The organism is Terriglobia bacterium (assembly GCA_036496425.1).
Lineage (GTDB): Bacteria > Acidobacteriota > Terriglobia > 20CM-2-55-15 > 20CM-2-55-15 > 20CM-2-55-15.
Genome location: DASXLG010000115.1, coordinates 1 through 23938, shown reverse-complemented (window position 1 = coordinate 23938; position 23938 = coordinate 1). Strand labels below are relative to the sequence as shown.

General features: G+C 57.6%; 29 protein-coding genes. 11 read left to right on the top strand and 18 right to left on the bottom strand.

Annotation, left to right across the window (positions count from 1 at the left end):
- Nucleotides 1–5: 5 nt before the first annotated feature.
- The gene (locus VGK48_08135) at nt 6–230 is read right to left on the bottom strand and encodes a hypothetical protein (protein HEY2381138.1); all 225 of its coding nucleotides are present in this window, start codon (nt 228–230) and stop codon (nt 6–8) included.
- A 178-nt stretch (nt 231–408) separates the two neighbouring features.
- On the opposite strand from VGK48_08135, the gene VGK48_08130 reads away from it, so the two are divergent.
- Complete coding sequence (locus VGK48_08130; protein HEY2381137.1) at nt 409–624, top strand: hypothetical protein; 216 nt, start codon at nt 409–411, stop codon at nt 622–624.
- Here VGK48_08130 and VGK48_08125 read toward each other — a convergent pair.
- A complete protein-coding gene (locus tag VGK48_08125) occupies nt 621–1277 on the bottom strand; it encodes a class I SAM-dependent methyltransferase (protein ID HEY2381136.1) in 657 nt (218 codons plus the stop codon). The genes VGK48_08130 and VGK48_08125 overlap by 4 nt on opposite strands.
- A gap of 114 nt (nt 1278–1391) precedes the next feature.
- Nucleotides 1392–3785: an ABC transporter permease gene (locus tag VGK48_08120; GenBank protein HEY2381135.1), complete on the bottom strand. Its 2394-nt coding sequence runs from the start codon at nt 3783–3785 to the stop codon at nt 1392–1394.
- A 58-nt stretch (nt 3786–3843) separates the two neighbouring features.
- Here VGK48_08120 and VGK48_08115 point away from each other — a divergent pair, with 58 nt between their 5' ends.
- Nucleotides 3844–4146, top strand: coding sequence for a hypothetical protein (locus tag VGK48_08115; protein HEY2381134.1), 303 nt, complete (start codon nt 3844–3846; stop codon nt 4144–4146).
- A 39-nt stretch (nt 4147–4185) separates the two neighbouring features.
- On the top strand, nt 4186–4626 hold the full coding sequence (locus VGK48_08110; GenBank protein ID HEY2381133.1) for a hypothetical protein: 441 nt from the start codon (nt 4186–4188) through the stop codon (nt 4624–4626).
- A 9-nt stretch (nt 4627–4635) separates the two neighbouring features.
- Here the strand turns inward: VGK48_08110 and VGK48_08105 are convergent, their stop codons facing one another.
- Both VGK48_08105 and VGK48_08100 read right to left on the bottom strand, forming a co-directional pair.
- Entirely contained in the window at nt 4636–4776 is a 141-nt protein-coding gene (locus tag VGK48_08105; GenBank protein ID HEY2381132.1) for a hypothetical protein, read from the bottom strand.
- 452 nt (nt 4777–5228) lie between these two features.
- Nucleotides 5229–5795, bottom strand: a complete 567-nt coding sequence (locus tag VGK48_08100) for a Uma2 family endonuclease (protein HEY2381131.1) — start codon at nt 5793–5795, stop codon at nt 5229–5231.
- Nucleotides 5796–6604: 809 nt separating this feature from the next.
- On the opposite strand from VGK48_08100, the gene VGK48_08095 reads away from it, so the two are divergent.
- The 5 genes from VGK48_08095 to VGK48_08075 all read left to right on the top strand — a co-directional run bounded on the left by VGK48_08095 (nt 6605) and on the right by VGK48_08075 (nt 9604).
- Nucleotides 6605–6946, top strand: coding sequence for a helix-turn-helix transcriptional regulator (locus VGK48_08095; GenBank protein HEY2381130.1), 342 nt, complete (start codon nt 6605–6607; stop codon nt 6944–6946).
- The gene (locus VGK48_08090; GenBank protein ID HEY2381129.1) at nt 6936–8198 is read left to right on the top strand and encodes a HipA domain-containing protein; all 1263 of its coding nucleotides are present in this window, start codon (nt 6936–6938) and stop codon (nt 8196–8198) included. Before VGK48_08095 ends, VGK48_08090 begins: the two co-directional genes overlap by 11 nt.
- A 271-nt stretch (nt 8199–8469) precedes the next feature.
- Nucleotides 8470–8763: an AbrB/MazE/SpoVT family DNA-binding domain-containing protein gene (locus VGK48_08085; protein ID HEY2381128.1), complete on the top strand. Its 294-nt coding sequence runs from the start codon at nt 8470–8472 to the stop codon at nt 8761–8763.
- Nucleotides 8760–9083, top strand: coding sequence for a type II toxin-antitoxin system PemK/MazF family toxin (locus VGK48_08080; GenBank protein ID HEY2381127.1), 324 nt, complete (start codon nt 8760–8762; stop codon nt 9081–9083). The genes VGK48_08085 and VGK48_08080 overlap by 4 nt, the downstream gene beginning before the upstream one ends.
- Nucleotides 9084–9133: 50 nt before the next feature.
- On the top strand, nt 9134–9604 hold the full coding sequence (locus VGK48_08075) for a DUF3237 domain-containing protein (GenBank protein ID HEY2381126.1): 471 nt from the start codon (nt 9134–9136) through the stop codon (nt 9602–9604).
- A 190-nt stretch (nt 9605–9794) separates the two neighbouring features.
- Here the strand turns inward: VGK48_08075 and VGK48_08070 are convergent, their stop codons facing one another.
- Both VGK48_08070 and VGK48_08065 read right to left on the bottom strand, forming a co-directional pair.
- Nucleotides 9795–10172, bottom strand: coding sequence for a VOC family protein (locus VGK48_08070; protein HEY2381125.1), 378 nt, complete (start codon nt 10170–10172; stop codon nt 9795–9797).
- Nucleotides 10173–10182: 10 nt separating this feature from the next.
- Nucleotides 10183–10620: a hypothetical protein gene (locus VGK48_08065; protein ID HEY2381124.1), complete on the bottom strand. Its 438-nt coding sequence runs from the start codon at nt 10618–10620 to the stop codon at nt 10183–10185.
- Between the two features lie 63 nt (nt 10621–10683).
- Here VGK48_08065 and VGK48_08060 point away from each other — a divergent pair, with 63 nt between their 5' ends.
- Together VGK48_08060 and tatA are read left to right on the top strand one after the other, a co-directional pair.
- Entirely contained in the window at nt 10684–11133 is a 450-nt protein-coding gene (locus tag VGK48_08060) for a hypothetical protein (GenBank protein ID HEY2381123.1), read from the top strand.
- Between the two features lie 67 nt (nt 11134–11200).
- Nucleotides 11201–11344 carry a twin-arginine translocase TatA/TatE family subunit gene (gene tatA / locus VGK48_08055; protein ID HEY2381122.1) on the top strand — a complete coding sequence of 48 codons (144 nt, stop codon included), beginning with the start codon at nt 11201–11203 and terminating at the stop codon, nt 11342–11344.
- Between the two features lie 14 nt (nt 11345–11358).
- Here the strand turns inward: tatA and selB are convergent, their stop codons facing one another.
- The 10 genes from selB to VGK48_08005 form a co-directional block, all read right to left on the bottom strand.
- On the bottom strand, nt 11359–13263 hold the full coding sequence (selB, locus tag VGK48_08050; GenBank protein ID HEY2381121.1) for a selenocysteine-specific translation elongation factor: 1905 nt from the start codon (nt 13261–13263) through the stop codon (nt 11359–11361).
- Nucleotides 13245–13808 carry a nucleoside triphosphate pyrophosphatase gene (locus VGK48_08045; GenBank protein ID HEY2381120.1) on the bottom strand — a complete coding sequence of 188 codons (564 nt, stop codon included), beginning with the start codon at nt 13806–13808 and terminating at the stop codon, nt 13245–13247. Before VGK48_08045 ends, selB begins: the two co-directional genes overlap by 19 nt.
- Nucleotides 13805–14620, bottom strand: coding sequence for an FRG domain-containing protein (locus VGK48_08040; protein ID HEY2381119.1), 816 nt, complete (start codon nt 14618–14620; stop codon nt 13805–13807). Before VGK48_08040 ends, VGK48_08045 begins: the two co-directional genes overlap by 4 nt.
- Nucleotides 14604–15986 (bottom strand): aldehyde dehydrogenase family protein, encoded by a 1383-nt coding sequence (locus VGK48_08035; GenBank protein ID HEY2381118.1) that lies wholly within the window; start codon nt 15984–15986, stop codon nt 14604–14606. The genes VGK48_08040 and VGK48_08035 overlap by 17 nt, the downstream gene beginning before the upstream one ends.
- Before the next feature lie 18 nt (nt 15987–16004).
- Entirely contained in the window at nt 16005–17675 is a 1671-nt protein-coding gene (locus tag VGK48_08030) for a thiamine pyrophosphate-binding protein (protein ID HEY2381117.1), read from the bottom strand.
- Nucleotides 17656–18417: an alpha/beta hydrolase gene (locus VGK48_08025; protein ID HEY2381116.1), complete on the bottom strand. Its 762-nt coding sequence runs from the start codon at nt 18415–18417 to the stop codon at nt 17656–17658. Before VGK48_08025 ends, VGK48_08030 begins: the two co-directional genes overlap by 20 nt.
- Nucleotides 18399–19409 (bottom strand): aromatic ring-hydroxylating dioxygenase subunit alpha, encoded by a 1011-nt coding sequence (locus VGK48_08020; protein ID HEY2381115.1) that lies wholly within the window; start codon nt 19407–19409, stop codon nt 18399–18401. The genes VGK48_08025 and VGK48_08020 overlap by 19 nt, the downstream gene beginning before the upstream one ends.
- Before the next feature lie 2 nt (nt 19410–19411).
- Complete coding sequence (locus VGK48_08015; GenBank protein HEY2381114.1) at nt 19412–20167, bottom strand: SDR family oxidoreductase; 756 nt, start codon at nt 20165–20167, stop codon at nt 19412–19414.
- Between the two features lie 180 nt (nt 20168–20347).
- Entirely contained in the window at nt 20348–20845 is a 498-nt protein-coding gene (locus tag VGK48_08010) for a cupin domain-containing protein (GenBank protein ID HEY2381113.1), read from the bottom strand.
- 7 nt (nt 20846–20852) lie between these two features.
- The gene (locus tag VGK48_08005; GenBank protein HEY2381112.1) at nt 20853–21755 is read right to left on the bottom strand and encodes a VOC family protein; all 903 of its coding nucleotides are present in this window, start codon (nt 21753–21755) and stop codon (nt 20853–20855) included.
- Nucleotides 21756–21811: 56 nt separating this feature from the next.
- Here VGK48_08005 and VGK48_08000 point away from each other — a divergent pair, with 56 nt between their 5' ends.
- Entirely contained in the window at nt 21812–22750 is a 939-nt protein-coding gene (locus VGK48_08000; GenBank protein HEY2381111.1) for a sulfite exporter TauE/SafE family protein, read from the top strand.
- Here VGK48_08000 and VGK48_07995 read toward each other — a convergent pair.
- Nucleotides 22680–23804 carry a hypothetical protein gene (locus VGK48_07995; protein HEY2381110.1) on the bottom strand — a complete coding sequence of 375 codons (1125 nt, stop codon included), beginning with the start codon at nt 23802–23804 and terminating at the stop codon, nt 22680–22682. The two genes, VGK48_08000 and VGK48_07995, sit on opposite strands and share 71 nt — an antisense overlap.
- Between the last annotated feature and the right edge of the window lie 134 nt (nt 23805–23938).

The window sequence follows — 23938 nt, the reverse complement described above, 5'->3', positions numbered from 1 at the left end:
CTGGGTCACTCAGGCATGCGTCCCAGCAAACGCAACGCCTCGGCGCGAACGAGCGATATCGTCTCGCTAACCTCAACCAATGACTCCATCTCCGTGCGTTCGGCAGGTGTAAGTTGCCCTTCGTTGTTGCGATCCATTAATTCTTGAAGCCGGCGGTCCGCCTTTGCTGGGAGCCCGAGTTGGCTCACAGATTCAACCCAGTCAATGGGCGCCGGCACTATCGTCGACATTCAAGTGCTCCTCCAAAACAGTATACGCGGGACATCCCCGAATTCTACTTCGGCACTTGAATCGCGTAAGCGAAGCCGTCCGAGGTCGAGGCGAAGAGGCGGCCCGCCGATAATGCTGTAACTGAGCGGACGCCAGAGTATGGGCTGTTCGCGAAGAATCCTGCCTGTCCGGGGATCGATGGCGGCGAGGACATTGTCCGCGCTGAGTATTGAGCGAGATGTTTCGAGCGGCCTTACGCACTTGAAGGGCGGCGTGGAACTAAAAATCGCTTCGGGGCAGCAATATACGATCTTACGGGCAGATGAAGTTATCTACGATCCGAACACGGGAGACATTCAGCCGATGGGAAACATCAGTCTCTGCATGGCGGGAGGGATTGCTCCCTGCTTCTAAGAAGACCGGCCATTGCCCAGAGGGCCGAAGGCCCGGCATGCAAGTCTTTCGGAAGTGCGAAGTAGCGTCTCAACACGACTGAATCCCGCTTTTTGAATTGCGTCCAGCTGTTCCTCCTCAGTCATGAACAAGGCCCGATCCCGTCCGGAATCCGTTTTAGGAAGATGGTCGCAGACTAACAGAAGCCCGTCTTTCCGGAGCAGACGACTGCACTCCTCATAAAACTTCAGGGCATGCCGTTTGTGACGCAGCTCATGAACGGCTTGCATGGTGAGAATGCAATCATTACAACCACCAACCTTGTCCGCCCAGGCAGCCTGCTTAAAGTCTACTTGTAGGTAAGAGACACGGTCACCAAACAGCTGAAGCCGTTTGCGGCTGAGTTCAAGCATCGTCGGCGAGAAGTCCAGCAGCGTATACCGCTCGGTTCCGCCGCAGCGCGACAAAATGTATTCCGCTAAGAATCCCGGCCCGCTGCCGATTTCCAGGACCTGACGGATCGCGGGTTTATATTCCGTAATCGCGTCAGCGAAAGCGGCGAATAAATTGATTCGCGACGGAAGCTTTGCCTCCGCTTCTTCTGCCCATTGTTTCGTTGCAGCTTCGCACAGGAAATCTACTCCGGGAGGAATGTCATCGTCGGAATTGTTCATTCCGTCAGGATAGCAGACAGCTAATTCGGGTCCGGCTTTTCCGCGTGATCGATCACCACGTTCGTGATCTTTCAGATCTTCGGCGGTATGCGCATCAGGCACAGATTGGCATGACTATTCGTCACGAAGCGCAATCAGGGGATCGATTTGCGTGGATCGCCATGCCGGCAGGGCGGCCGCAAGAAAGGCAACGGCGAACAACAGAACGACCGAACTCCCCAGTGCGACCGGGTCTGTCGGAGTCACGCCATAAAGAAGACTTGCCACGCTCCGGCTCACAATCACCACCATCGCCAGGCCAGCCAGGGATCCGAGTGCCAACGAAAAAAAGGTTTCCCGGAAAATCGAAGAGACAATGTCTCCAGATTGCGCTCCCAGAGCCATCCGGACTCCGAATTCTCTCTGGCGGGCGCGTACGGCGAACGATAGCAGCGCATATACACCCAGACCCGCCAGCACCAGGGCGGTAATCGAAAATGCGCTAAGCAGGATTGCTTGAAGCTTTCGATTCGAAACCTGTTCGTCGACGATCCCATCGAGTGTCGACAGTTGCGAGATGGTCTGGGCGGAATCGACAGATCGGATTTCGCGTTTCACGGCATCCGCGAGGCTCAGGGGTTCTCCACGGACATGGATGGCCAGATCCCTTGGATTGAAGAACCATGCGGATGTCGTTTGCGCATATGGAGCGTAAACCGTGGCCCGTTGCGAAGGAAGTTCGGGTCCCTCTTCCCGAATATCGCCGGCGATACCGATGACGGTGGCCCAAGGCCCGGTTGCCGTTCCTAACCCGATACGTTGCCCGAGCGGGTCACCGTCGAAGTATTTGGCCGCCCCTTCGGTAATGATAACGACCGGCGGATGGTTCGCATCGTCCTGATCCGTGAAACTCCGTCCTCTTCGGAGCGGAACACCGATCGTGGCAAGATAATCGGGGCTGATCTCCCGCCGGTACAAAAGCGGAACCTGGCTCGAGCTTCCTTCGACAAAGAGGCCGCTTGTCCCGCCCAGATTCCGATACGGCAGGAAAGTCGTGAAACCAGCGGAGATCACTCCCGGTAGTGCGTGAACATGATCCAGGACGGTGTTGTAGAAAGTGATTCGACTCTGAACCGTTTTGTATCGCGCCGAAGTCAGCTCCAGCCGAAGCGTCAGGACGTTGTCCTGGTGAAATCCCGGATTCTGATTCTGGATGTTCAGGATGGTCCGGACAACAAGGCCCGTGCAGGCGACGACAACGATTGCTAAAGCCATTTCCAATCCAACCATCACGCTTCGGCCCCGGCCATGCGAAGCGGCTATGCTGCGCCCCCTGAACGTATGAATGAGGTCCAACCGGAACACCGCGCGCAAAGGCGCCAGGCCGAATACCACTCCAGTTAGGACGGAGACAGCCACACCTAACAACAGCAGACGGCCATCGATGGACGGCGCGACCGATCCGGCGAGCGAGGCCGGAATGAGGCGCTGGAGAAATCGGAAAACGGCGGTCGCCGCCAGAATACCGGCAATCGTCCCGCAAACGGAAAGAGCGAGACCCTCGACGACGAGTTGACGCGCGATACGCCAGCGGCTTGCTCCGAGCGCCGCCCGAACCCCGATCTCATGGGTTCGCCCAAGCCCCCGCGTCACAAGCATGCTCGCGACGTTCGCGCACGCGATCAGCAGTACCAACTGGCCGGCGGCCAGCAGAAGCCACAGTGATGTCCGCGTATCTCGAACGAATTCCTGGCGTAGAGGGAATACAACCGCACTGTAATTCTTATTCGTCGCCGGATACACTTCTGCCAGACGGCTCGAAATTGTCCGCACTTCGCTTTCAGCCTGCTCCCATGAGGCGCCTTGCCTGAGCCGTCCGGCAACTTTCAGAAAATGAACATTTCGCCCGCCGGGCCCGGACTCGGTGCGCGCGAACTGGATCGGCATCCAGAGCTGGGTGTCGCCCCGCGGAAACTGAAATCCTTCCGGCATCACGCCGACGACCTGATACGACTGATCATCGATGCGTATCGATCGGCCGATGATGTTCGGGTCGCCGCCGAATCGGCGTTCCCAGAGGCCATAACTCAGAATCGTCACCGGCGCCTGGCCGGGCAATCCCTCCTTGCTGTCGAACCAGCGCCCCAGCGCAGGCCGGACACCGAGCATTGAAAACAAATTCGGCGTGGCTTGAATGCCGTCCAGTCGCTCGGGCTCTCCGCCATCGATCATGTTGAATGCGTTTCCAAGATACGCCGCAAGGTCCTCAAACGCTTTGGACTGCTCCTTCCAATCCAGATAGTTCGCGGGGGCAACGTCCATACGCGGAGAACCCAAGTGAAGTGCTTCTTCCCATACCATGACGAGACGATCGGCATCGCGAAACGCAAGCGGCTTCAGGAAAACAGCATCAAACAGGCTGAACATGGCGATGCTGGCTCCAATGCCGAGTCCCATAATCAGCACTGCCAGTAGATAGAAGGCGGGACTGCGCCGGATCATTCGAAGTGCGTAACTCAGCTCTTGCATGATGCCGGGTGCTTAAGCATGCTGTCGGCCATTCTATGGATTCCCTGAAATCAATAACATGCCGCTCTGGCTCATCCCGCACGTGTTCGCTAACGGACGGCCCTTCGCGGGACCGGACAGTGTACCGGGCCGCAACGCTCAGTTGCCAGACGGCAGCCGTGCCATTCGCTTCTCCAGCCCCGAAGATACGATCCTGCAAAAGCTCCGACTTGGGGGCGAGACTTCCGAAAGGCAATGGGAAGACGTCCAGAGGGTTTTAAAGATTCAGGGAACCTCCCTGGACTTTACCTATCTGATTCGTTCCGCGCAGACGCTGAATGTTGCAGATTTGCTCGACCGAGCCAGGAAGTCGGCACAATAACCTTCCAAGGGTCTGACCATCCGGTGAGATCATTCAATTGTGGATGACGCTACTGCGGAACTGGATCGGCTACGTGATGAAGCGCAGGCGGCTTTTATAGCCAGGGATGTCGCCGGTTATATGGGCATTTTTTCGCCATATGTAAAGTACAAACGAACGAATGGAATGGTCCTGAGCTATGGTGAACTGACAAACGATGTTGAACGCCAGATGCACATCATTCCGGCCATTAAGATCTCCAGGGTACGCGAGAGCTGCGAACAGATTGCGGAGACCATCGTTGAAGTGGTCACCCAGAATACGTTGATGACCGCGACCGCCTTCTTTTTGATGACCCGGATCATGGAAATGACACGCAAGGGGAAGTACGTCTGGATCCGAACGACGGACGGCTGGCGCATTAGCGAAGTCGAAATTCTGCACGACGACGTGAAAACGCATTGGGAACTGGGGTTTGTGAAGCCCCGGCGTATCACATAGATCAGAGCTTCAACTGGAATGCTCGAAGCCGACGGGACCTATGGCTTTCGCCACGAGCATGCCTTGCCGATCGGCAATGAATGTACCCGGCGTGCCGAATAGCCCATAGAGCGCCAAGACGCCGGACTTCGGGGCGAGCAAGACCGGCATCGAGTGATTCTCGGCCAGAAACAGTCTCTATGATTTAAAAGAACTTTCGAACGCTTTAAGCCAAGGTTGGGACGATTCGACGAATGATTTCAACATAGAGCCCCATGTTGGAAAGTTCCGCTGGAAATCTCAACTTCGGGCCCCGTTCCGCCGCCGCTGGCCTGCCTGCAGCCTGCACTCCGCTCCAACAGCGTTCCAACCCCATATAGTTACATAATACCCATACTATGGCGGCCTTTCAGCCCGTTCCGGCCGCGCCACCTTGCCTTAAAATTGTCTCGAAAGCGATCTGTAAGTTGCTGATTCTTCAAGAAGGCAGAAAACGTTGTATGGGCGAATCCAGATGTCTTGGTCTCCGACGTTGCGGTCAAGACCGGAACGTTCGGAGACTTTTCATCCTCGGGGTGGCCCCAGGGCCATGAGACTTTCTTATAATTCCCTTGTCCGGTCGCTTACTCCTCGAACACTTGGGCGACGGAGATGCTGAAACCGGACAGGATCGCATCGCCGGGAAGGGAGTCTGCCAGCGTGAATTCACGGACGTCCGTTAATGAACGATAAGCGTAGACGACCTTTCGAATAGGATTGGCAACCCAGACCAAACGAACGCCGATTGAAAAGTAGTCTCGAAGCTTTTCGTCGATATCGACCCAGCGGTCGTCGGGCGACATGATTTCAACGATCAACTCCGGAGCGACATCGAGATAGCCGCGCAAATTCTTCCGTTGGGCCAACCGCTCGTGCGAGATGAAAAGGACGTCAGCCGCGCGAACAGTGTCTGGACTGCGGCGTATGTAGATTCCAACCTCGCCGACCATGACCTTGCCCAGTTTATGCTGTCTGACGAACCTTTGGATAAGCTCACCGAAATTCAGTTCGCAACCGCCGTGTTCAGCGCCAGTGGGGCTCATGCGCACAACCCTTCCTTCGACCAGCTCGCAAGGGCCGACATCGCCCATCGTCAGTAACTGGTCGCCGGTTACCAGGATTTCTGTGGTTGGATGATCCTGGATGGACATCGCTTTCGCCTTTCGGGCGCAAGGACACGCGCCATATTCGGAGTATAGCACTCGACCCCATCCGGTCCCCGGCTGCAGTGCAGCTCCGGCGGCTCCAGCGCTGGAATCGATTCAGCAGTGCTGCTTCGGCGCTTCCAAGGCTGGAATTCGGTTAACAGTGCTGCTGTTTCGGTTCCAGCGTTGGAGTTGAATCAGCAGCGCTGCTGTCTGAACTCCAGTCTTGGAATAGATTCAGCAGTCCTGCTTTGGTGTTTCCAGGGTTGGAAACGGTTTAGCAGTGTTGCTCCGGTGGGAGCAGTCTTGCAAACGATGGAGCAGTGTTGCTCCGGCAGGAACAGTCCTGGAAAGGCGGGACCAGCACTGCTCCCGCCGGAACAGCGTTGGAAACGATTTAGCAGTGCTATTCCTGCCGGAGCAACACTGCTAATGATTCAGCAGTGTTGCTCCGGCATTTCCTGCACAGCAGCGAAATCGCGCCTACAACAGAGCGACCGCAACCTATAGGTTGCGTTTTTCGCCGGGCCTCTTCTTGTCGACATTTGCAAGTTGCTGATTTTTAAGGAATGGCGAACACACTCATCCCAAAATCCATTACTGCGACAGGAACAAGTATTGGGACAAAACCAGGGAGCTTCTGGTTAAGGCAAACAAGAAGTGGGACCACAGTCTGGCGGACTGCGAGTGCCTTGCGCTGTCTGGGCACTTGAATTTCGGTGTTCTTAAGAGCATGACGCCTTTGGCCTTTTCCTTTGGCCTGTCTATGCTTTTAAAAGCATCTAAGGTCGATTAAAATGCTCTTAAGAGCATTTATGGTTGCAATCAACAAACTTAGCGAAGCGCCTCCATATGCCGTGGAGCAGGCAATCAAACGGCTGGGAGAAAACCTGCGGCTGGCTCGTATCCGGCGTAGGTACACGTTGGAAGAGGTTGCTCAAAAGATCGGCACCGGGGTCCGCGCCGTGATGGACGCCGAGAAAGGCAAGCCTTCGACAGGAGTCGCGGTCTACGCGGCGCTCTTGTGGGCTTACGATCTGCTTCAGCCTTTGGAGGACCTCGCAAACCCGGCGACGGATGAAGTAGGGATGGCCCACGAATCCGCAAAAGCGAAAACCCGGGTTCGAAAGAGCGGCGCTTTAGACAATGACTTCTAGAGAGCGGCCGTCGGAGTGCTTCGTCTACATCACGCTTCCAGGCCAGGTGAATGCCACAACCGCAGGGAAGTTCGTGCTGACGAAAACGTCTCGTGGCGATGCCCTCGGGCATTTTGTTTACGGCCGCTCATACCTTGCGAATCCCGAAGCCGTTGAAGTCGATCCGATCGAACTGAAGCTTTCGAGTCAAACCTATGAAACGGCGCAACTGAGCGGTGTTTTCGGTGCCCTGCGCGATGCGGGACCCGATAATTGGGGGCGCCGCGTCATCGAGAAGCATGCCGGAAAACCGCAACTTGGCGAGCTCGATTATCTACTCGAGTCTGCCGACGACCGCGCCGGCGCGCTGGGATTCGGCCTGAATGTGACGCCACCGGCGGCGCGGCGAAAATTCAACCAGACGCTGGATCTCGAAAAACTACAGGCTCTGGCCGACGCATTAATAAAGGATGAGATCCCGGACGATCCCGACGTTCCGCAGGTGCAGGAACTCCTGCTCCTTGGCACGTCCATGGGCGGTGCGCGTCCAAAGGCGGTTGTCGAGGACGCCGATGGTTTGTGGCTCGCCAAATTCAATCGATCCGACGACCGTTGGAACAACACCCGTGTCGAATACGCCATGCTGCGGCTCGCGCGCGAATGCGGTATTGCGACCGCTGACACCCGCATCGAAACTGTTGCCGGCCGCGATGTTCTGCTCATCAAGCGATTCGACCGCGAGCCGGCCGGCCGGGCCTATAAGCGGGCGCGCATGGTGAGCGCACTAACGATCTTGCGCACCGATGAATCCGCGACGATGCGGCAACGCTGGTCCTACGTGATCCTGGCGGAAGAATTGCGGCGCATTGTCGCGGAGCCGAAGAAAGATGCGCACGAACTGTTTCGCCGCGTCTGCTTCAACGCACTTATTTCCAACATCGACGATCATCCGCGCAACCATGCGGCGATTGCCGGAGACAGACGATGGCGGCTGTCGCCGGCTTTCGACTTGACGCCCTCGCCGGTCGTTTCAAAAGAAGAACGATTCCTTGCGATGGACTGCGGCGACCAGGGCCGATATGCCAATGCCGGAAACATCCTTTCCCAGCATGCCCGGTTTCTGCTCGACAAAGACGAAGCGCAAAAGACCATCGGCAGTATGCGCGAGCAGGTTTCAAAAACCTGGTACAGCACCGTTCGCGCCGCCGGCGTCTCCGAAAAAGACTCGGAAACGATCAAGGGTGCATTTGTCTATCCGGGCTTCTCGCTTTAAACCCGCGGTTAGTTTTCCGCTGGTTTCTGAACTGCAGGATAAAATCGAAAAGCCCTTTAAGCCCCGTTTGTCGATCACAGGACGTCCGATTTGTTGCTGCCCGCGACAAGTTGGAATTACCATTTGGAGATGTTCTTGAAGCCGTGATCGCGCAACGTTTCGAGGCTTCAATCGAAGCCCATCGGGACTCGGAGGAGATGAGCTTACCTGTCGAAAGGGAGCGCGCCGGTGAGTTTTTGAAGTGCAATTATCTTGTGAGTACAGTAATTACATGAAACGCAACTCAGTCCATGCAAAACAGAGAACCCCAGCGAACATTGAACTCAAGGTGGTTCCCATCGGCAACTCCCGCGGTGTGCGGCTGCCGAAGGCCGTGCTCGATCGCTACGGAATCCGGGATGCACTCGTTCTCGAGCCGCGCGAGGAAGGTCTCCTGCTGCGAGGCAAGAAGGACAAACGAATGACCTGGGAAGAGACATTTCGAGACATGGCCCGCGCGAAGGAGGACTGGAGCGATTTTGACACGATAGCTGCGGACGGTCTCGATCCTGAGGAGAAGAGGTGAGACGTCCGGTCCAACGCTACGCCGTATATCTCGCCGACCTCAATCCCTTGCGTGGGCGCGAAATCGCGAAAGTGCGGCCCGTCACTGTCGTCAGCCAGAACGACATGAATCGTTTCCTGGACACCGTTGTCATTTGCCCGCTGACCAGCAAGCTGCATCCTCTCTGGCGAGGGCGCGTTCCGATGGTGTGCGCAGGCCGTAAGGCTGAGATTGCTGTCGACCAGATTCGCACGATCAGCAAGGAACGCCTGGGACGCCGGATTGATGAACTGGAACCCGCGACCGCCCTGCAGTTGCGTCGACTGATCACCGATTGGTAAAAACAAGTTCACTGAACTTTCTCAGCCAACTCACATCTGACAGCTGAAGTATGAAACCAAGTCCACAACTGACTCTGATCATGGAAGTTCGCGCTCAAGTCGCTGCGCCAATAGAAATCAGCGATACCGGGGGATATCGGCGCCGCATTGTGCCGATTGTGGGTGGAACGTTCGAGGGACGGGGCGAACTGACGGTAAAAGGCCGGGTGGTTCCCGGCGGGGCGGATTCACAGATGATCCAGCCGGATGGCTTGACGATCGCCGATGCACGATACCTCCTCGAAACCGAGCACAATCAGGTGATTTATGTCCGCAATCGCGGCGTCCGCTATGCGCCGCTGGAAGTGATGCGGAAGCTTCTGGCGAATGAGCCCGTCGATCCGGCGCTGGTGTACTTCCGCACGACTCCGGTATTCGAAACGGGCGCGCCCGAGTTGCAAGTCCTCATGCGTTCGGTTTTCGCCGGCAGCGGCGAACGTTATCCCGCCGAAGTCCGCCTCGACTTTTGGAAGGTGGAGTAGCCGCCGTCAGCGATTCGGCTCCAATTCTTGCCCTCCATCATTTGAACGTGCTGGAGCTCTGCCGGCGTCTTCCCGGACATTTCGTGTTGGGGGCGCCCCGGATCCTCCGGCGCCGGCTTGTCCTGCGCCATTGCCTGACTTGCGACCCCGATCGACGCGATACCCACCAGTATCCATCTCAGGCTTTTCATCACTTTCCCCTCATTTCGCTCGTGGCCTTGCGCATCGTCACTTCGTCCCACAGATCGTTCTTATATCCGTCCGGATCCAGAACCTCGGCGCCGTATCCCCAGAAGTGGAGCTTCGGCGCGCTGACAAATTTTACGCCGGTGCTCGCAAGTTCCACATATTTGTAGTCGACGTTGTCGACTTGAATGGTAAGCGTGATCTTCGGTCCGGTTAACGCGCCTGTTGCTTTCTGGAGAAAGATCGTCAGGCCGGATTGATCTTTGATCCCGGCCACTCCGTCGCGTTCGCGTTCGAGTGTGAAACCCAGTTTCTTGACGTACCAGTCCTTCGATCGGCTTATGTCGGAGACGGGCAGAACCATGTGGCTGATTTTGGCCATTTTTCTTCTCCTACTTGAAGCTGTTCCGGACATTCTCGCACATGTCGCGGACGGCTTCGGCGGGGCTGTCCTGATTTCCGGCGCCGCGAAATTCGCCATTGGGATCGTGGCGAATATCAAACACGGTCCAGTACCACTCTTCTTCCATCTCCGGTGTGTCCGCCTTTGCGAAGGTCATCAGGACACGGAAATCCGCTTTGGTTTTTTCTGCGCCGGTCGAGAGGCGTATGCCGCGGCAATCGTTCGATTCTTTGAAGGCATTCACGAATTCCGCGCTCATGTCGGACCGGATAACGGGAGAGAGTGTGTTCTCGGGCGCCGCCGCGGCAGCTGGAGCCCGAGGTTGCGGCTGAGTTTCGGATTGCGCGGGTGCGGGCGCTTTTCGGCACGAGAGAATCGAGGCCACGATCAGAGTCAGAAGCGCGAAGCGGCGCATAGAGGTGAACATCTTACTGTAAAAACAGAATTGCGCCGTTATCGACCGCGCCTGCAGGGTGGTAGACTCGTAGAAATGAAGTTGCCGAGCCGGATTTCATTTCTCTTCTTCATCGGGCTTTTCGCGGCCGGTTCGACCGCGCTGGGGTATTACTACTACTTCTTTTACGAGCCGCCTCGCAAGGCGGCTGCGCAGTTCATGGACGACATGGAAAAACAGGATCGTGCGGCCCTCGAATCGGACGTGGTCATCAGCAGCGATATCGACGAGGGTAAACTCTCCGCCCCGACCGCCGATCAGCTCGACACCCTGCTGAGGGAGCACTTCGACCGCGGCCGGATCGTGGACCAGCGTCGCCACGAAGGCACGACGCACGATCTATATTATCTCGTTTATCGTGAGCCGGATGGACGAGTCTATGCCCTGATCGCGACCGAGTTTGAGGGCCGCTACCGCATTGTCATTCCGGACCGGCCGATGAACCGCACACACATCTATCTCTGGGATTACTCGTGGACGAACTAGGCCGTTCTGCTATACTGAGCGCTGGTTTATCCCGCGATTACAGTTATTCGCATCCCGAGGAGGCTTCATGTTAGGGCTAGGTGTACCGGAACTTTTGATTATCGGAATTCTCGCTCTTTTCATGTTTGGCGGAAAAAAGCTGCCTGAGATGGGCAAGGGAATCGGCGAAGGCATCCGCAATTTCAAGAAGTCTCTTAGCGGCGACGAATAACGGAGCGGGCATCCTCACAGGATCATCCGCTCGTCTCCGACTCTCCTCGTAACCCGCTGCCGGTCCAGATATTCGAGCAGCGGGATCGCGTACTTCCTGGTGACTCCCGTCAAGTCCTTGAACTCCGCAACGCCGAGTTTCGGACTTCGGGTCTTCCGTGCCTTGACCTCAACGATGAGCTTTTCGAGTGTGGTCCGCTCGACCACCATATCCTCGCTGATTTTAACCAGGACATTTTCCTTCAGCATCAGTTGAACGATTTTTCTGGCGGTTGTCCGGTCGAGTTTCAGAGTGTCAATCACCTCATCGCTCGATGCCGCCTGCAGACCCTGAGACTGAAATTGCTGGAGGAGCCGTCCGCGCATCAATTCTTCGTCCGCTTTCAAGGTGACTTTGCGCCCGAATTCGTGGATCACATCGAGCGTCATGGCGAGCTTCCTTTCCGCCGTGAGTTTGTCGAGGAGCGCTTGATAGACGAGATTGGAAGCGTCTCCGAACATCCGGGTCCGGAGCTCCTCGCGTCCGATTCCCTGAACGAGCGGGTTGGCCTCATGGAATCGCCTGATCAACGCCGCCGCGGCATCGGCGGCAGCTTTGAATGCGGCTGCTGAGACTACGACCATCGGATTGTCCGCAAGAACCCGCACTCTTCCGGTCTTTCCCATCGCAATGAGCCGTTCTTTGACGCCGGCCGGCGCCATGCCGCGCCGGGCCGCAAGCCTTGAAAGCTCGATTCCCTGGAGGCCCGCTTCCTCGATGACGGTGCGTAATGCTTCATCCGGCCCCGCGTCTTTGAATATTTTCAACCTGTCGATCACGCGCGGATCCGACCGCCGGCGCTTTTCCGGCAGCGCGTCGAGAATTTCACCGCCGCCGATTGTGAGCATGGGCGAGTACTGGCGCATGATGAAGCGGTCTCCGGGCAGCGCGAATGACGGCTCTTCGAGACGGATTTGAGCGAATGCGGAGTGTCCAGGTTCGAGGCGGTCCTGGCCGAGCAGGATAAGATGCGCCATTAACTCGGCAGTTCCGGTATGAAAGCGGATACGTTTGCGCGCTTCGATCGGGCCCGGCGCCGAAGGCAGAAGCTCGATGTGGCAGTCGAACATCGATGTGGCGGTGAACAGATGCGGCGCCGCGAGAACCATCCCGCGCCGGACATCGGCAACTTCGATCCCCTGAAGGTTCAGCGCCGTCCGCTGCCCGGCAACGGCTTCGGAAGCCGCGTGGCTGTGCACCTGAATGCCGCGGACACGCGTGACCCGCTGCATCGGTAAGATCTCCACCTCTTCGTCTTTGTGAACCCGGCCCGCAATAAGCGTCCCCGTGACCACCGTTCCAAAACCCTTCATTGTGAAACAGCGGTCGATCGGCAGCCGGAACAATTCCCCGTGGTTTTTCTGCGCCGTGGTCTTGATGGAGTCTCTGAGAGTCCGGATCAATTCCGGAATGCCTTCTCCGGTGAGCGAGCTGACGCGCACGATCGGGGAATGCTCGAGAAACGAACCTTTCAGGAAGTCGCGGACTTCGGCTTCCACGAGGCCCGCAAGTTCGGAATCGACTTTGTCGATTTTGGTGAGAACCGTGAATCCCTTGGGGATATGCAGCAGCGAACAGATATCCAGATGCTCGCGCGTCTGAGGCATCACGGATTCGTCGGCCGCGATTACGAGCATCACCAGGTCGAGGCCGCCGACGCCGGCAAGCATGTTTTTGATGAAGCGCTCGTGGCCGGGGACGTCGATGAACCCCACAGTCGTCTTGGAATCCAACGCGAGATGAGCAAATCCGATGTCGATCGTAATGCCGCGTTGTTTCTCTTCCTTCAGTCTGTCGGCGTCGATGCCCGTGAGCGCCTTGACGAGCGCCGTCTTACCGTGGTCGATGTGCCCGGCCGTTCCTACGATAACGTTCGGCATAAAAGTTCATGCACCAGGGGGAGAGGCAGTCCCATGACGTTGAAGTAATTGCCTTCGATTTTAGGAATGTATACTCCAGCATAACCCTGAATCGCGTACGCGCCGGCTTTATCGAAAACATTTTCTCTGCGGATGTAGTCCTTGATTTTGCCGTCGTCCAGCGGGCTGAACCAGACGCGAGTGCGCTCGAGCCCTTCGAGCATTTCCTGTTTCGGCTGGTTGATGAGAGTCACGGCCGTATACACGCTGTGCTCGCGGCCGGACAGTTTCTTCAGCATTCGGAGGGCGTCGTCCCGATCGGCCGGCTTGCCCAGAATTTCGTTGTCGGCCACGACGATCGTATCCGCAGACAAAACGATCGAGTTCGACACGCGCCCTGCCACTTCCATTCCTTTGTCGCGCGCGACCCGGACGACATATTGCTCCGGTTTCTCCCCGGGATGGGGCATCTCATCGATGAATGACGGCACCACCGAAAATTCATGGCCCAGGATTGCCAGCAGCTCTTTCCGCCGCGGAGACTGCGACGCCAGGACAAGGTTCATCGTCCGGTCCGTTTCATGGTGCGAGGGTTGTATGCCCAATGGAATTCGAGCTCATACGCAAGCGATCGCGCCAGCCCGTCCAGATCCGGGAAGAGCGTGGCCTGGGTGATGTTCATGCGATAAAGCTCGCGCATTCCGGTTTCTCGTACTTTGGCGGCCGGTACGATGAACTTGATCAGCGTGTCCTTCGGGTTCGGATATTCCTGCAGAATTTCCTCAATCGATTTCTTAAGGTTCGCCGGGACCAGAAAGGTTCCGGATTGAGCAATCAAGCGACGATTCATTGCGTGGGGTTCGCCAAGCCACACGAACGATCCCGATCCCGACAGGAAGTGTTTACGGAAGTTTCCAGGTTTACCGAGATCGACTTCCTTCCGTTTTCCGATTTCAGCCGGATTGCACGCCCAGATCACGGCTTCATGGGCCGCATTGTGCAGCGCGAAAAATGCCGCCACATACGGCGACCATGAAAAATCCAGCAGCCGCGTGGGCGCGCCATGGTCCTGCATGAGGGCGAGCCAGTCCAGTTCATCGTCGCGGTCCGGAACATTCTTGAGGAAGTGAATCGCTTTGCGCTTGAAGATGCGAATGATTCGTTCTTCCTGTTCCGGCCACGCCCGCGGATCGACCCCGAACACCATGAAATAGCGGGAGAGTGCGCTGAACAGAGGCAGGGATGCGTCACGCTGTCCGCGAAATGCCCAGTTTTGATACGGGGAATCGCTGATGATCGCCAGATATTCTTCCCAGGATCTCAGCGCGACGACCTTATAAGGGAGGCCGGTCGTCGATTTCCTACTCCGCGAAGCCATAGGTGTCTACGTAATGTTCCAGTGCTGCCGATCGCGATTCGCGGCTGAAACCGCTCTGCTTGATTCCCGGAAACTCGATATGCAGGTCTTTGAAAATACCATGATTGTTCCAGAACACGGCGCCGGCTTCAAGGCGATCCGCCATTTCTTCTGCGCGTGTCCGGTTACTTGTCCACACCGACGCCCGCAGACCGTAAGGCGTATGGTTCGCGCAGGCAATAGCGGAGTCTTCATTGCTGAACGGCAGGATCGGAATGGTTGGTCCGAACTGCTCGCATTGGACGATCTCGTCGTCCGGTCCGGCTCCGAGGACGATTGAAGGGAGCATGAAGAACCCCTGATCCCATTGATGCGGATCGAGTTTCTTTCCACACGTTAAAATCGCCGATCCGCGAGTGACGCATTTTTCGACCAGACCGTTGACGAACTCGAATTGAGCCTTGTTGTTCAGCGGTCCCATCGTTGTTTCCGGGCGGAGCCCATCGCCAACAACAACCTGATCGAAAGAATCGGACAGTTTCCGCGTCAGTTCGTCCAGGCGCGATTCATGCACATAGATGCGCTTGATCGCGATGCAAACCTGGCCGGAGGCGCGCAGAACCGCATTTTTCATCCGCTCGATTGCGCCGGAATCGAGTGAGGCGTCGGCAAGCACGAGCGCCGGATCGTTGCCGCCGAGTTCCATATAGAGCTTTTTGACTGTTCTCGAGCCGAGTGCCATGATCCGCCGGCCGGTTTCGCTGCTGCCGGTAAAGGCGATCGCGCGGACGCGCTCGTCGGTTGCCAGCAGTTCGCCGATAGTCGCGCCGTCGCCCGTGACGACGTTCAGCACACCCGGCGGCAGGCATTCATTCATCAGCTGCGCGCAACGTATGATGGCCAGAGGACAATACGTTGCCGGCTTCAACACAACCGTGTTGCCGGTTGCGATGGCCGGTATGACGCGCTTCAGGCTGAGCAGCACGGGAGAGTTCCATGGAGAGATCACGGCCGTCACGCCCCGGGCGCGTCTGCGCGCCGAGACAGGCTGTTGGGCGTCGACGACAACAGGTTTCCACCAGCCCGGCAGATCGGCGCTGATGAGTTCCATTAATTCGATGGATCGCCGGATGTCGATCTCCGCTTCCCGGAGCGGCTTGCCGTTTTCACGCACGAAAAGAATGGCAAGCTCGGGAAGCGCGTTGCGCAGACGCTTCGCGGCTTCGAGCAGCCGGCTTGAACGCTCTTCCGGCGTGGTGCGAGCCCATGTTTTGAATGCCGCGGCTGCCTGATCGAGTACCCGATCCACATCGGCTGGGGAGCACATGGGCACTTCACCGACAATTTCTGAAGTTCGCGCCGGGTTGATGACTTTTCTAAATTGCATTGAGATTGCTCCGGCCTGCTAATGCGGCTTGTACAGTCCGGCGCCGCCATCGGGTCCGGCGAAAATCTTTTTCATCGGCCCGATGGCATTGGAATCCACGACGATCATCCACGGCGCGCGTGATTTCACGGCCGACCGAAACACCCTTCCAAATTCCTCGACCGTCTTCACCCGTTCGGAATTCAACCCGAACCCGCGGCCGACTTCCACATAATCCGGGCTTCGCAGATCCACGCCGATCTTCCGTCCCTCGAAATGTGCGTTCTGGATATTCCGCAACACGCCATATCCCTGGTCATCAAACACGATCACGACGATCGGCGTATTTTCCTGGCGTGCTACTGCAAGCTCACCAATATTGACCAGCAGGCCGCCGTCACCGCAGAGCGCGAGGACAAACTTCTCCGGTGCAGCAATCTGTGCTCCGATCGCCATCGGCAACCCCTGGCCGATGCCGCCGCCGGAAGCATGAAGCGTCGTTCTTGGATATTTCCGTACGATCAACCTGCTGCCCCAGGTCGTTGCGGGAACGGTCACGTCGCGAACCAGAATGCCGTCGCCGGGCATGACTTCCTGAATGGTGTCGAGGATCCCCTCCCAGGGGCCCATCGTGTCGCGTACTTCCTTGCGTAACGCCCGATGCAACGCGGATACCTCTTCCCGATATTCCGGCTTCGCCGCAGGTTGCTTCGCGCGGATCATCCGGACAATCGATCCCAACACCTTTTTCGCATCACCGACGATCCCGATTGAGTGCGGATAATTCCGATTGATCGCCGCGGGATCGGCATCGATACCGATATGGCCGGCAGGCGCCCGCAGACTCCAGTTCGATGTTTCGTTGCCGCGGAAGCGCACTCCAATGCTGATCAGCAGGTCCGCTTTCGCAACAAAATCCTGCAGCGCCGGGAAGGTTGCGAAGTGCCCGAGACATCTCGAATCGGTTTCCGGAACGATACCCCGGCCGGATTGAGTCGTAATCACTCCGACGTCGAGCAGTTGCATCAGTTCGGTGACCTCCGGTGCGGAGTCCGAAAACATTGCGCCGCTGCCCGCCCAGATCACCGGCCGTTTTGCGGACAGCATCTTGTCGACGGCATGAGTCAAGTCGTTGTCCGATGGAGTTGACGAAGCCGCGGCTTCGGCAGATAAGTCTGCGAGCTCCGGCACGGTGATGAGGCTCGCCTGGAAATCGATCGGCACCTCGACAGTGACGGGGCCGGGCGGAGGTTGCATCGCCTGCCGGATCGCGCGTCGGAAGATCGAAACCGCTTCCTGAGGCTGGCGCACGCGATGCGCATCTTTGCTGATGCTTTTGAGCATCCCGAACTGGTCCTTGCAGTCGTGGATGTAGCCGCGGCCGGTATCCAGATAAGCGGATGCAATATTGCCAGTGACATGCAGCAGCGGCGCGCCGCCGTTCCACGATTCGATGATGGCGCCGGCGGCGTTGCCGGCGCCGGTTCCGGTGCTCGTCAGGGCAACGCCAAGTTTCCCGGAAACGCGTGAATAGGCATCGGCCATATTGACGACGGCGCCTTCGTGCCGCGCAGTGACAACGCGGAAACCGCCGTGCCGCTCGAGCGCGTCATAAAAAGGAATATTGTGAATGCTGATGATGCCGAAAACCGTATCGACGCCGATACGTTCCAATTCCTTCAAGAACGCATCAGCTACCGTGATCTTCACTCAAGAACTCCCGCACGATTGCATTGAACCGCTCCGGCTTCTCGATATAACAAAGATGTCCGGCGCCCGAAATGATTTCCGTACGGGTGCCTGCCGGCAACGGGTCCCACACTGGGGTTATCTCATCCTGGGCACCCCAGATCAATAGCGTAGGCACGCGAAGACTCTGTATCACGTCTTGCGTGTCGCTTTCCGCAAGCGCGATGGCGGCGAATTCGTAACCGGCGCGGCGAACGTCGGACATGATGTCTGTCACTTCTGCGATCAGCTCCGGAGCAGCCCCGCGGCTCAAAAGCATGGGAGCCCGCTCCCCGGCCATCTGGGACGGCGTCAATGTGCGGATGGAATTCAAACGCAGTTCCAGCGTGGTTTGCGAACCTTTATATCGCGTGTCCGACAGAATCAGGGCACGAACGTATTGAGGGTGTGCGCGGTAAAACTCTTGCGCAACACCGCCGCCTGTGGAGTGGCCCAGAAGAAATACGCGGTTGATCCCGAGCGCGTCCAGAAGATCGCGCAGCCGGTCGGCGTAATAGCGCATCGAAGGCGGCCCGGACGGATCCGATGAGCCGCCATATCCCGGCGCATCCCAGGCGATGACTGTGAAGTCCTTTGAAAGCGTTTCGAGCTGCCGCCGCCACGATCGCGAACTCGATCCAATGCCGTGAAGCAGGACCAGCGGGAAGCCCTCGCCGCGAACTTCGTAATGAATGGTTGCGCCGTTTACTGCGGCATCCGGCATGCGGCCTTCTCGCGGAGCAACTTTCGAAGCTCCGTCACTCCTCGATCCGAATTAGAAAGATGTTCGGCGCGGCGCGATTCCGCCCCCCGCTGAGACTCCAGAATCACGCGATCCTGCTCGATTACCCGGAGATGCTGCTTTTCCCAGAACACGCCGTACAGAAACCGCCAGTACGCGCGCTTCCATCCGCTCAGGTTCCGATACCGCAGGAAGTAGACCAGAGTCCGATTTTCATCGATCGGCGTTGCAAAACAGAGAATGCGCAAAATGCCCTTCGGGCCGAATGGAAGAGGAATATCGAGCCGAACCCAGATCGAATCGCGGCAATAGAATTCGGACCAGTCGAAATTCACGCCGCGCTGGCCTTCGCGTTCGACCACGAAGCCATTCTCGTTGCGCGTGGTTCGCATATCGTCTTCCAGCGATCCGCGTGAGAGCGTCAATGAGTGGCCATGAAGAAACGGCCCATGCATGGGATCGGCGAGGTTTTCCAGGATGAGTATCCAGTTGGCCTGCCATTCGGCTTCGCAGATGAATCCGCTGTATGTTCCATCTTCCAGTTCCTCGGGGATGACCAGCGGAGGAACCGGCCGGTCGGTGTGCTCGGGGAAATACAACCAGATCAGTCCCGCCCGTTCCTGGGCCTCGAATGGATAAAGCCGAAGCCGTGGAGCCAGTTTTGCTTCGGCCGTTTTGCTGGTTGGGATGGTGACGCACTGGCCGGACGTGTCGTAGCACCATCCGTGATAGGCGCATCGCAAGGTATCGTTTACCACCTGTCCAAGGCTCAGCTTCGCGCCGCGATGCAGGCAGCGGTCCTCATGCGCATGGATGCGGCCGTTCGAATCACGCCAGACAACAATGTCGAGGCCGAGACGATTCAGCCCGGCGGGTCTCTCGTTAACGCCTGCCGATTGGCAGACCGGATACCAGATATTCCGCAATCCGAGCTGGAGCTCGGACTCAAAGCCAATTTGTTTTTCCGCGCGCATGATCAATGGAAAACCAGACCGCCGTCGGCCACGATAAGTTGTCCTGTAATAAAGGATGCATCATCGGACAGCAGGAAGGAAACCAGGCCGGCGATATCCGAAGTCGTTCCTTCGCGCGGAATGGCGCGATTTTGAATATTCCAGAAGCGCTTGCTCTGCGGAACGCCCGCCGTGGCCTCGTTGTTCAGGAGGCCCGGCGCGACACAGTTGATGCGCACGCCATCCGTGCCGAGCTCCCGCGCCATCGCCCGCGTGAAAGCCTCGATAGCGCCCTTCGAAGTGACATAGTGAAGAAGTTTGGGGCTTCCCCACATCGCTGTGTCCGAGCTGACGGTCACGATGCTTCCGTGTTTCTGTTTCTGCATGTGAGGCGCCACCGCGCGGCAGGTCAGCCAGGTTCCGCGGACATTCACTTCCATGATGCGATCCCACTGGGCGACGGGGATTTCGTTGTATGCCGCCCCGCCGACCGAATTTGCGAGCCCCGCGTTGGCAACCAGCCCATCGATGCGGCCCCATTTTTCGAGAATTTGCCCGGCCATGGCATTCGTTGCCGCTTCCGACGACACATCGGTTTCGATAAAGACGGCGTCATAGCCCTTGCCGCAAAGATCATTTGCCACTGCAGTCCCGGCAGACCCATCGATTTCGGCGATCGCCACCCGGGCGCCTTCGGAAGCCAGACGTTCCGTATACGCGCGGCCCAGGCCGCGCCCCGCGCCGGTGACGATGATGACCTTGTTTTGATGACGGTTCATTGCGTCCTCTAACATTCCCCGCCTTTCCAAGGCGGGGCGGTTGGTAAATTCCAACAAAGAAGGTGCGCTTTGCGGTTCGTTGATAACCGCCCCGCCCGAGCGTTCTAACGTTTGATCGCTCGGCCACCCCGCCTTGGAAAGGCGGGGATTGTCACTAGTTCTCTCACATGCCCCCATCCCCTACTTCTCCGCCCGCGCCTCCGTCAGCGGACTCCCTTCCGGATACGACGGCAACTCCGGCTTCTGCGCCCCCAACATTGTCAGGAACGCAACCTCGGTTGTGCCGTCATTGCGAACCCCGCGCCAGACGCCCGCAGGAATCCAGACCAGATCTCTCGGCCCCAGCGTTCGCTCAATCTTCCGCCGCCCGTCGGACCAGATGCAGGTCAGTGTTCCTTCCAGAACGAAGAACAATTCCTCTACATCGCTGTGCAAGTGAAGCGGCCCTTCATTTCCCGGCGGCAGAATCATCGTGCTCAGTGTGAAATGGTCTGCTTTGACGATATTCGGATCGTCATGCTGTCCCGTCCCTCCACCGCCGACATATCGCATCTGCGCGCGCCGGTATTTCGGATCGACCTTGGTTTGAAAATCCAGCACACCCCAATCCGTCTGCCGATCCTTGAGACGCGCGACGTATTTATCGATCTCATCAATAGAAGGAACCTGCTTGCTCATGCTTTCCTCATGCGGCCCAGCCGCGATCCGGTTCTCCGGTCATCGCTGCCCTCAGATCGGCTGAGGGCGGCGCCGAAACGCCCCAGCGATCCATGGATTCGGGGCTTCGCGGCCAGACCTTGGGTTGATGCTTCGATTCGTCCGTGATGTAGTCGATATCGGAGGTGTACTCCGCCACGTATCCGAAAGGATCCTTGAAGTAGCAAAAGATATTGTTGCCCGGCCCATGACGTCCCGGGCCCCACGCCGGTTCGATACCGTGGTTCCGAAGATTCGCGATGCCTCTCATGACTTCGTCGACACCCGATACCAGATATGCGATGTGATTGACGGACGCGTGTGGCGCCGCATTGAACGCAATATTGTGATGCTTTGTTTCCGTCCGCAGAAATACCATCTGCTCGCCGCTCCAGTCGGAAACGCGAAAGCCCAGGACATCCGTGTAGAAGGTGGTGATGCGTTTCAGGTCCGGAGTGTTATTCACGATGTGGCAGATCGATCGTGGCTCGACGTTTTTCTGCTCCCATCCGTCTTTGTGCGCGGCGAGGTCTGAGGAGATTTCAATACAGCGGCCGTCGGGATCGAGGAATCTGAAGCCGAAGCCGCCGCATGGTCCATCCAGTTGGGATGGATCCTGAATGATGTGCACTCCCGCCCGGGTCACCTCGGATGCGGCGTGGCGCACAGCGTCGGCGGTCGGCACGGCGTAAGCGATGTGATGCAGGCCTTTCGTGCTGCTGCGATACAGGCCGAGAATGAAGCGCTCCGCGGAGGCTCCGCGGAGAAACACGGCGTCCTGAGTTGCGCCGATCTGCTGCAGGCCCCAGACATCGGTATAGAAACGGGCATGCCTTTCAACATCAGGCGTGAATAGCCCGGCGTGACGGAGCTGCCCGATCCCGAGTGCCATACATTTAACGTAACACCAGGTCCGCGCCCGGCGCGACTACATGTTAGTATCGGCTCATGAATCCAATCACCGGGCTCCTTGCCGCGCTCGGAGCCGTTGCCGCATTGTTTACCGGCGGCTGGGCCGCCATGGTCCGGGCTTCGAAGGAAAAAGCACGGCCGCCGCATGCCGGTCAGGTCGCGGTCGGAGGCTTCACGAATTTTTTCGACACGCTCGGGATCAGTTCATTTGCAACGACGACCACCATTTTCCGTGTGTTTGACATGGTTGATGATCGCGTCATTCCCGGAACGCTCAATGTCGGCCATACGCTTCCAACCGTCGTTCAAACATTCATCTACACGACGTTGATTCCGGTGGACGTTCCAACGCTGTTCTCGATGATCGGCGCATCCATTCTGGGCGCATGGTTTGGCGCAGGAATTGTGGCGCGCTGGCCGAAGCGATACATACAGATTGGAATGGGTGTGGCGTTGCTTATCGCCGCCGGAACCTTGTTTATGACGCAGCTCAAACTCTTTCCCGGCGGCGGCGACGCGCTGGGAGTGAGTGGATTCAAGTTCGTTATTGCGGTCAGCGTCAATTTCTTCCTGGGCGCGCTCATGACGTTGGGGATCGGTCTCTATGCGCCCTGCATGATTCTGGTCAGCCTGCTCGGAATGAATCCGAAAGCAGCATTCCCGATCATGATGGGGTCCTGCGCGTTCCTGATGCCGGCCGGAAGCATTCGTTTCATTCGTGAAAAGAGTTACAACATGCGTGCCGCGGCGGGCCTGGCAATTGGTGGGATTCCCGGGGTCTTGCTGGCCGCCTACATCGTGAAGGAACTGCCTCTGGAAATAATGCGATGGCTCGTTATTGCGGTGGTGACCTATACGTCGATATCCATGCTGTGGGCGGCGCGGGCAGGCCAGGAAATACCGGCTACAACTTCCCCAGATCTTCCACAATTTCAGCAATCGCCTTTCGCAAATCGCGGGCATTCAACAGATTGAATGTCCGTGGATGCAGCGGCTTCATGAAGCGGTCGAGCTGATCGAACACGTCGTTGATGGTCAGCCGGAATCGAAGGTAGTAGGCACGGCAGTGACAATCGCCTTCGATCTGCAATGGCCGGAGATCCGCGCCGCTCTCGAACAGCGTTGAACTGGTCACAACGATGAAGACTCGCGTCGGCGCCCCTTCTCCAGGCTCCGAGCTGATCTGCTTATCCAGATAATCGCGGAAGAATGCTCCGTTGCCCTTTGATCCTTGCAATGCGGCGGTGCTGATGTCGGGACTCTGGGCCTTCTTTACGGCGTCCATCAGAGCATCCCACTTGACACTGCGAAAGTCGCTTTGTTCGAAGATAATCTGACGCCGGACCAGATCCAGGCCCGCGACGGAAATGCCGCCGGCCGCGAGCTCCATCTGAGAAAGCGCCGACAGGGCTCCAAGAGTATCGTCGTTGTGAGCGCGAACAACACGGCCGCGGCCGGTCCACTGTTCCGGCGGACTGAGCATCGAAATCACTTCGACCTGGACGGGCTGCTTGTTGTGAACCGGCAGATACAGCAGGCTGCCGACGGCTCCAAGCGGCTTCTCGGCGTCCCCGAAGTTGGGGAACTCGACTAAGGGCATTCGTTGATACAAGTCCGGTAATGGGTCGCCGCGCAGTTCACCGACTTTGACATGGTGTCTGGTGACGTTGTGTTTGCCTGTTTTGCGATCATAAAGCACTGTCCACAACATGTAATCGCCGGGTTGAACAACCATCCGCATGGAGAACTGCGTCTGAAGATTGTTCGGCAGCTCCTGGTCGATGCTCTTGTGCAGGATGCCGGCTTCGTTCAGCCACTCCCCATCCGGTGTACTGACGCGGCTGATGAGAAACAGTTCGTGCTGCTTTCCCGTCTTGTTGAGTGCCTTGGCGTCGACCGTAGCGGAGTATAGGACCTCCAGCCGCTGATCGATTCGAAGATAAGGATCGTTTACACGAAAGACCCACGAAATGTCCGTGTGGTCGCCGCCATTCAACCAGGCTGAGATCGGAATGGAATGCAGATCCAAGGGAGGATATGCATCCTCGGCTGATGCAACAGAAGGGAATAGCCACAAAAGGCACAGCGCGGCTATGCCGAAACCAAACTTTTTTAGCCGCAGATGGCGCGGATGACGCAGATGGGGGCGCATTATGAAGCTCG

Bases quoted from the DNA above. Each gene is read 5' to 3' on its own strand.
- VGK48_08135 (HEY2381138.1), bottom strand. From the start codon at position 230: ATGTCGACGATAGTGCCGGCGCCCATTGACTGGGTTGAATCTGTGAGC.
- VGK48_08130 (HEY2381137.1), top strand. From the start codon at position 409: ATGGCGGCGAGGACATTGTCCGCGCTGAGTATTGAGCGAGATGTTTCG.
- VGK48_08125 (HEY2381136.1), bottom strand. From the start codon at position 1,277: ATGAACAATTCCGACGATGACATTCCTCCCGGAGTAGATTTCCTGTGC.
- VGK48_08120 (HEY2381135.1), bottom strand. From the start codon at position 3,785: ATGCAAGAGCTGAGTTACGCACTTCGAATGATCCGGCGCAGTCCCGCC.
- VGK48_08115 (HEY2381134.1), top strand. From the start codon at position 3,844: ATGCCGCTCTGGCTCATCCCGCACGTGTTCGCTAACGGACGGCCCTTC.
- VGK48_08105 (HEY2381132.1), bottom strand. From the start codon at position 4,776: ATGCCGGTCTTGCTCGCCCCGAAGTCCGGCGTCTTGGCGCTCTATGGG.
- VGK48_08100 (HEY2381131.1), bottom strand. From the start codon at position 5,795: ATGTCCATCCAGGATCATCCAACCACAGAAATCCTGGTAACCGGCGAC.
- VGK48_08095 (HEY2381130.1), top strand. From the start codon at position 6,605: ATGGTTGCAATCAACAAACTTAGCGAAGCGCCTCCATATGCCGTGGAG.
- VGK48_08090 (HEY2381129.1), top strand. From the start codon at position 6,936: ATGACTTCTAGAGAGCGGCCGTCGGAGTGCTTCGTCTACATCACGCTT.
- VGK48_08085 (HEY2381128.1), top strand. From the start codon at position 8,470: ATGAAACGCAACTCAGTCCATGCAAAACAGAGAACCCCAGCGAACATT.
- VGK48_08075 (HEY2381126.1), top strand. From the start codon at position 9,134: ATGAAACCAAGTCCACAACTGACTCTGATCATGGAAGTTCGCGCTCAA.
- VGK48_08070 (HEY2381125.1), bottom strand. From the start codon at position 10,172: ATGGCCAAAATCAGCCACATGGTTCTGCCCGTCTCCGACATAAGCCGA.
- VGK48_08065 (HEY2381124.1), bottom strand. From the start codon at position 10,620: ATGTTCACCTCTATGCGCCGCTTCGCGCTTCTGACTCTGATCGTGGCC.
- VGK48_08060 (HEY2381123.1), top strand. From the start codon at position 10,684: ATGAAGTTGCCGAGCCGGATTTCATTTCTCTTCTTCATCGGGCTTTTC.
- tatA (HEY2381122.1), top strand. From the start codon at position 11,201: ATGTTAGGGCTAGGTGTACCGGAACTTTTGATTATCGGAATTCTCGCT.
- selB (HEY2381121.1), bottom strand. From the start codon at position 13,263: ATGCCGAACGTTATCGTAGGAACGGCCGGGCACATCGACCACGGTAAG.
- VGK48_08045 (HEY2381120.1), bottom strand. From the start codon at position 13,808: ATGAACCTTGTCCTGGCGTCGCAGTCTCCGCGGCGGAAAGAGCTGCTG.
- VGK48_08040 (HEY2381119.1), bottom strand. From the start codon at position 14,620: ATGGCTTCGCGGAGTAGGAAATCGACGACCGGCCTCCCTTATAAGGTC.
- VGK48_08035 (HEY2381118.1), bottom strand. From the start codon at position 15,986: ATGCAATTTAGAAAAGTCATCAACCCGGCGCGAACTTCAGAAATTGTC.
- VGK48_08025 (HEY2381116.1), bottom strand. From the start codon at position 18,417: ATGCCGGATGCCGCAGTAAACGGCGCAACCATTCATTACGAAGTTCGC.
- VGK48_08020 (HEY2381115.1), bottom strand. From the start codon at position 19,409: ATGCGCGCGGAAAAACAAATTGGCTTTGAGTCCGAGCTCCAGCTCGGA.
- VGK48_08015 (HEY2381114.1), bottom strand. From the start codon at position 20,167: ATGAACCGTCATCAAAACAAGGTCATCATCGTCACCGGCGCGGGGCGC.
- VGK48_08010 (HEY2381113.1), bottom strand. From the start codon at position 20,845: ATGAGCAAGCAGGTTCCTTCTATTGATGAGATCGATAAATACGTCGCG.
- VGK48_08005 (HEY2381112.1), bottom strand. From the start codon at position 21,755: ATGGCACTCGGGATCGGGCAGCTCCGTCACGCCGGGCTATTCACGCCT.
- VGK48_08000 (HEY2381111.1), top strand. From the start codon at position 21,812: ATGAATCCAATCACCGGGCTCCTTGCCGCGCTCGGAGCCGTTGCCGCA.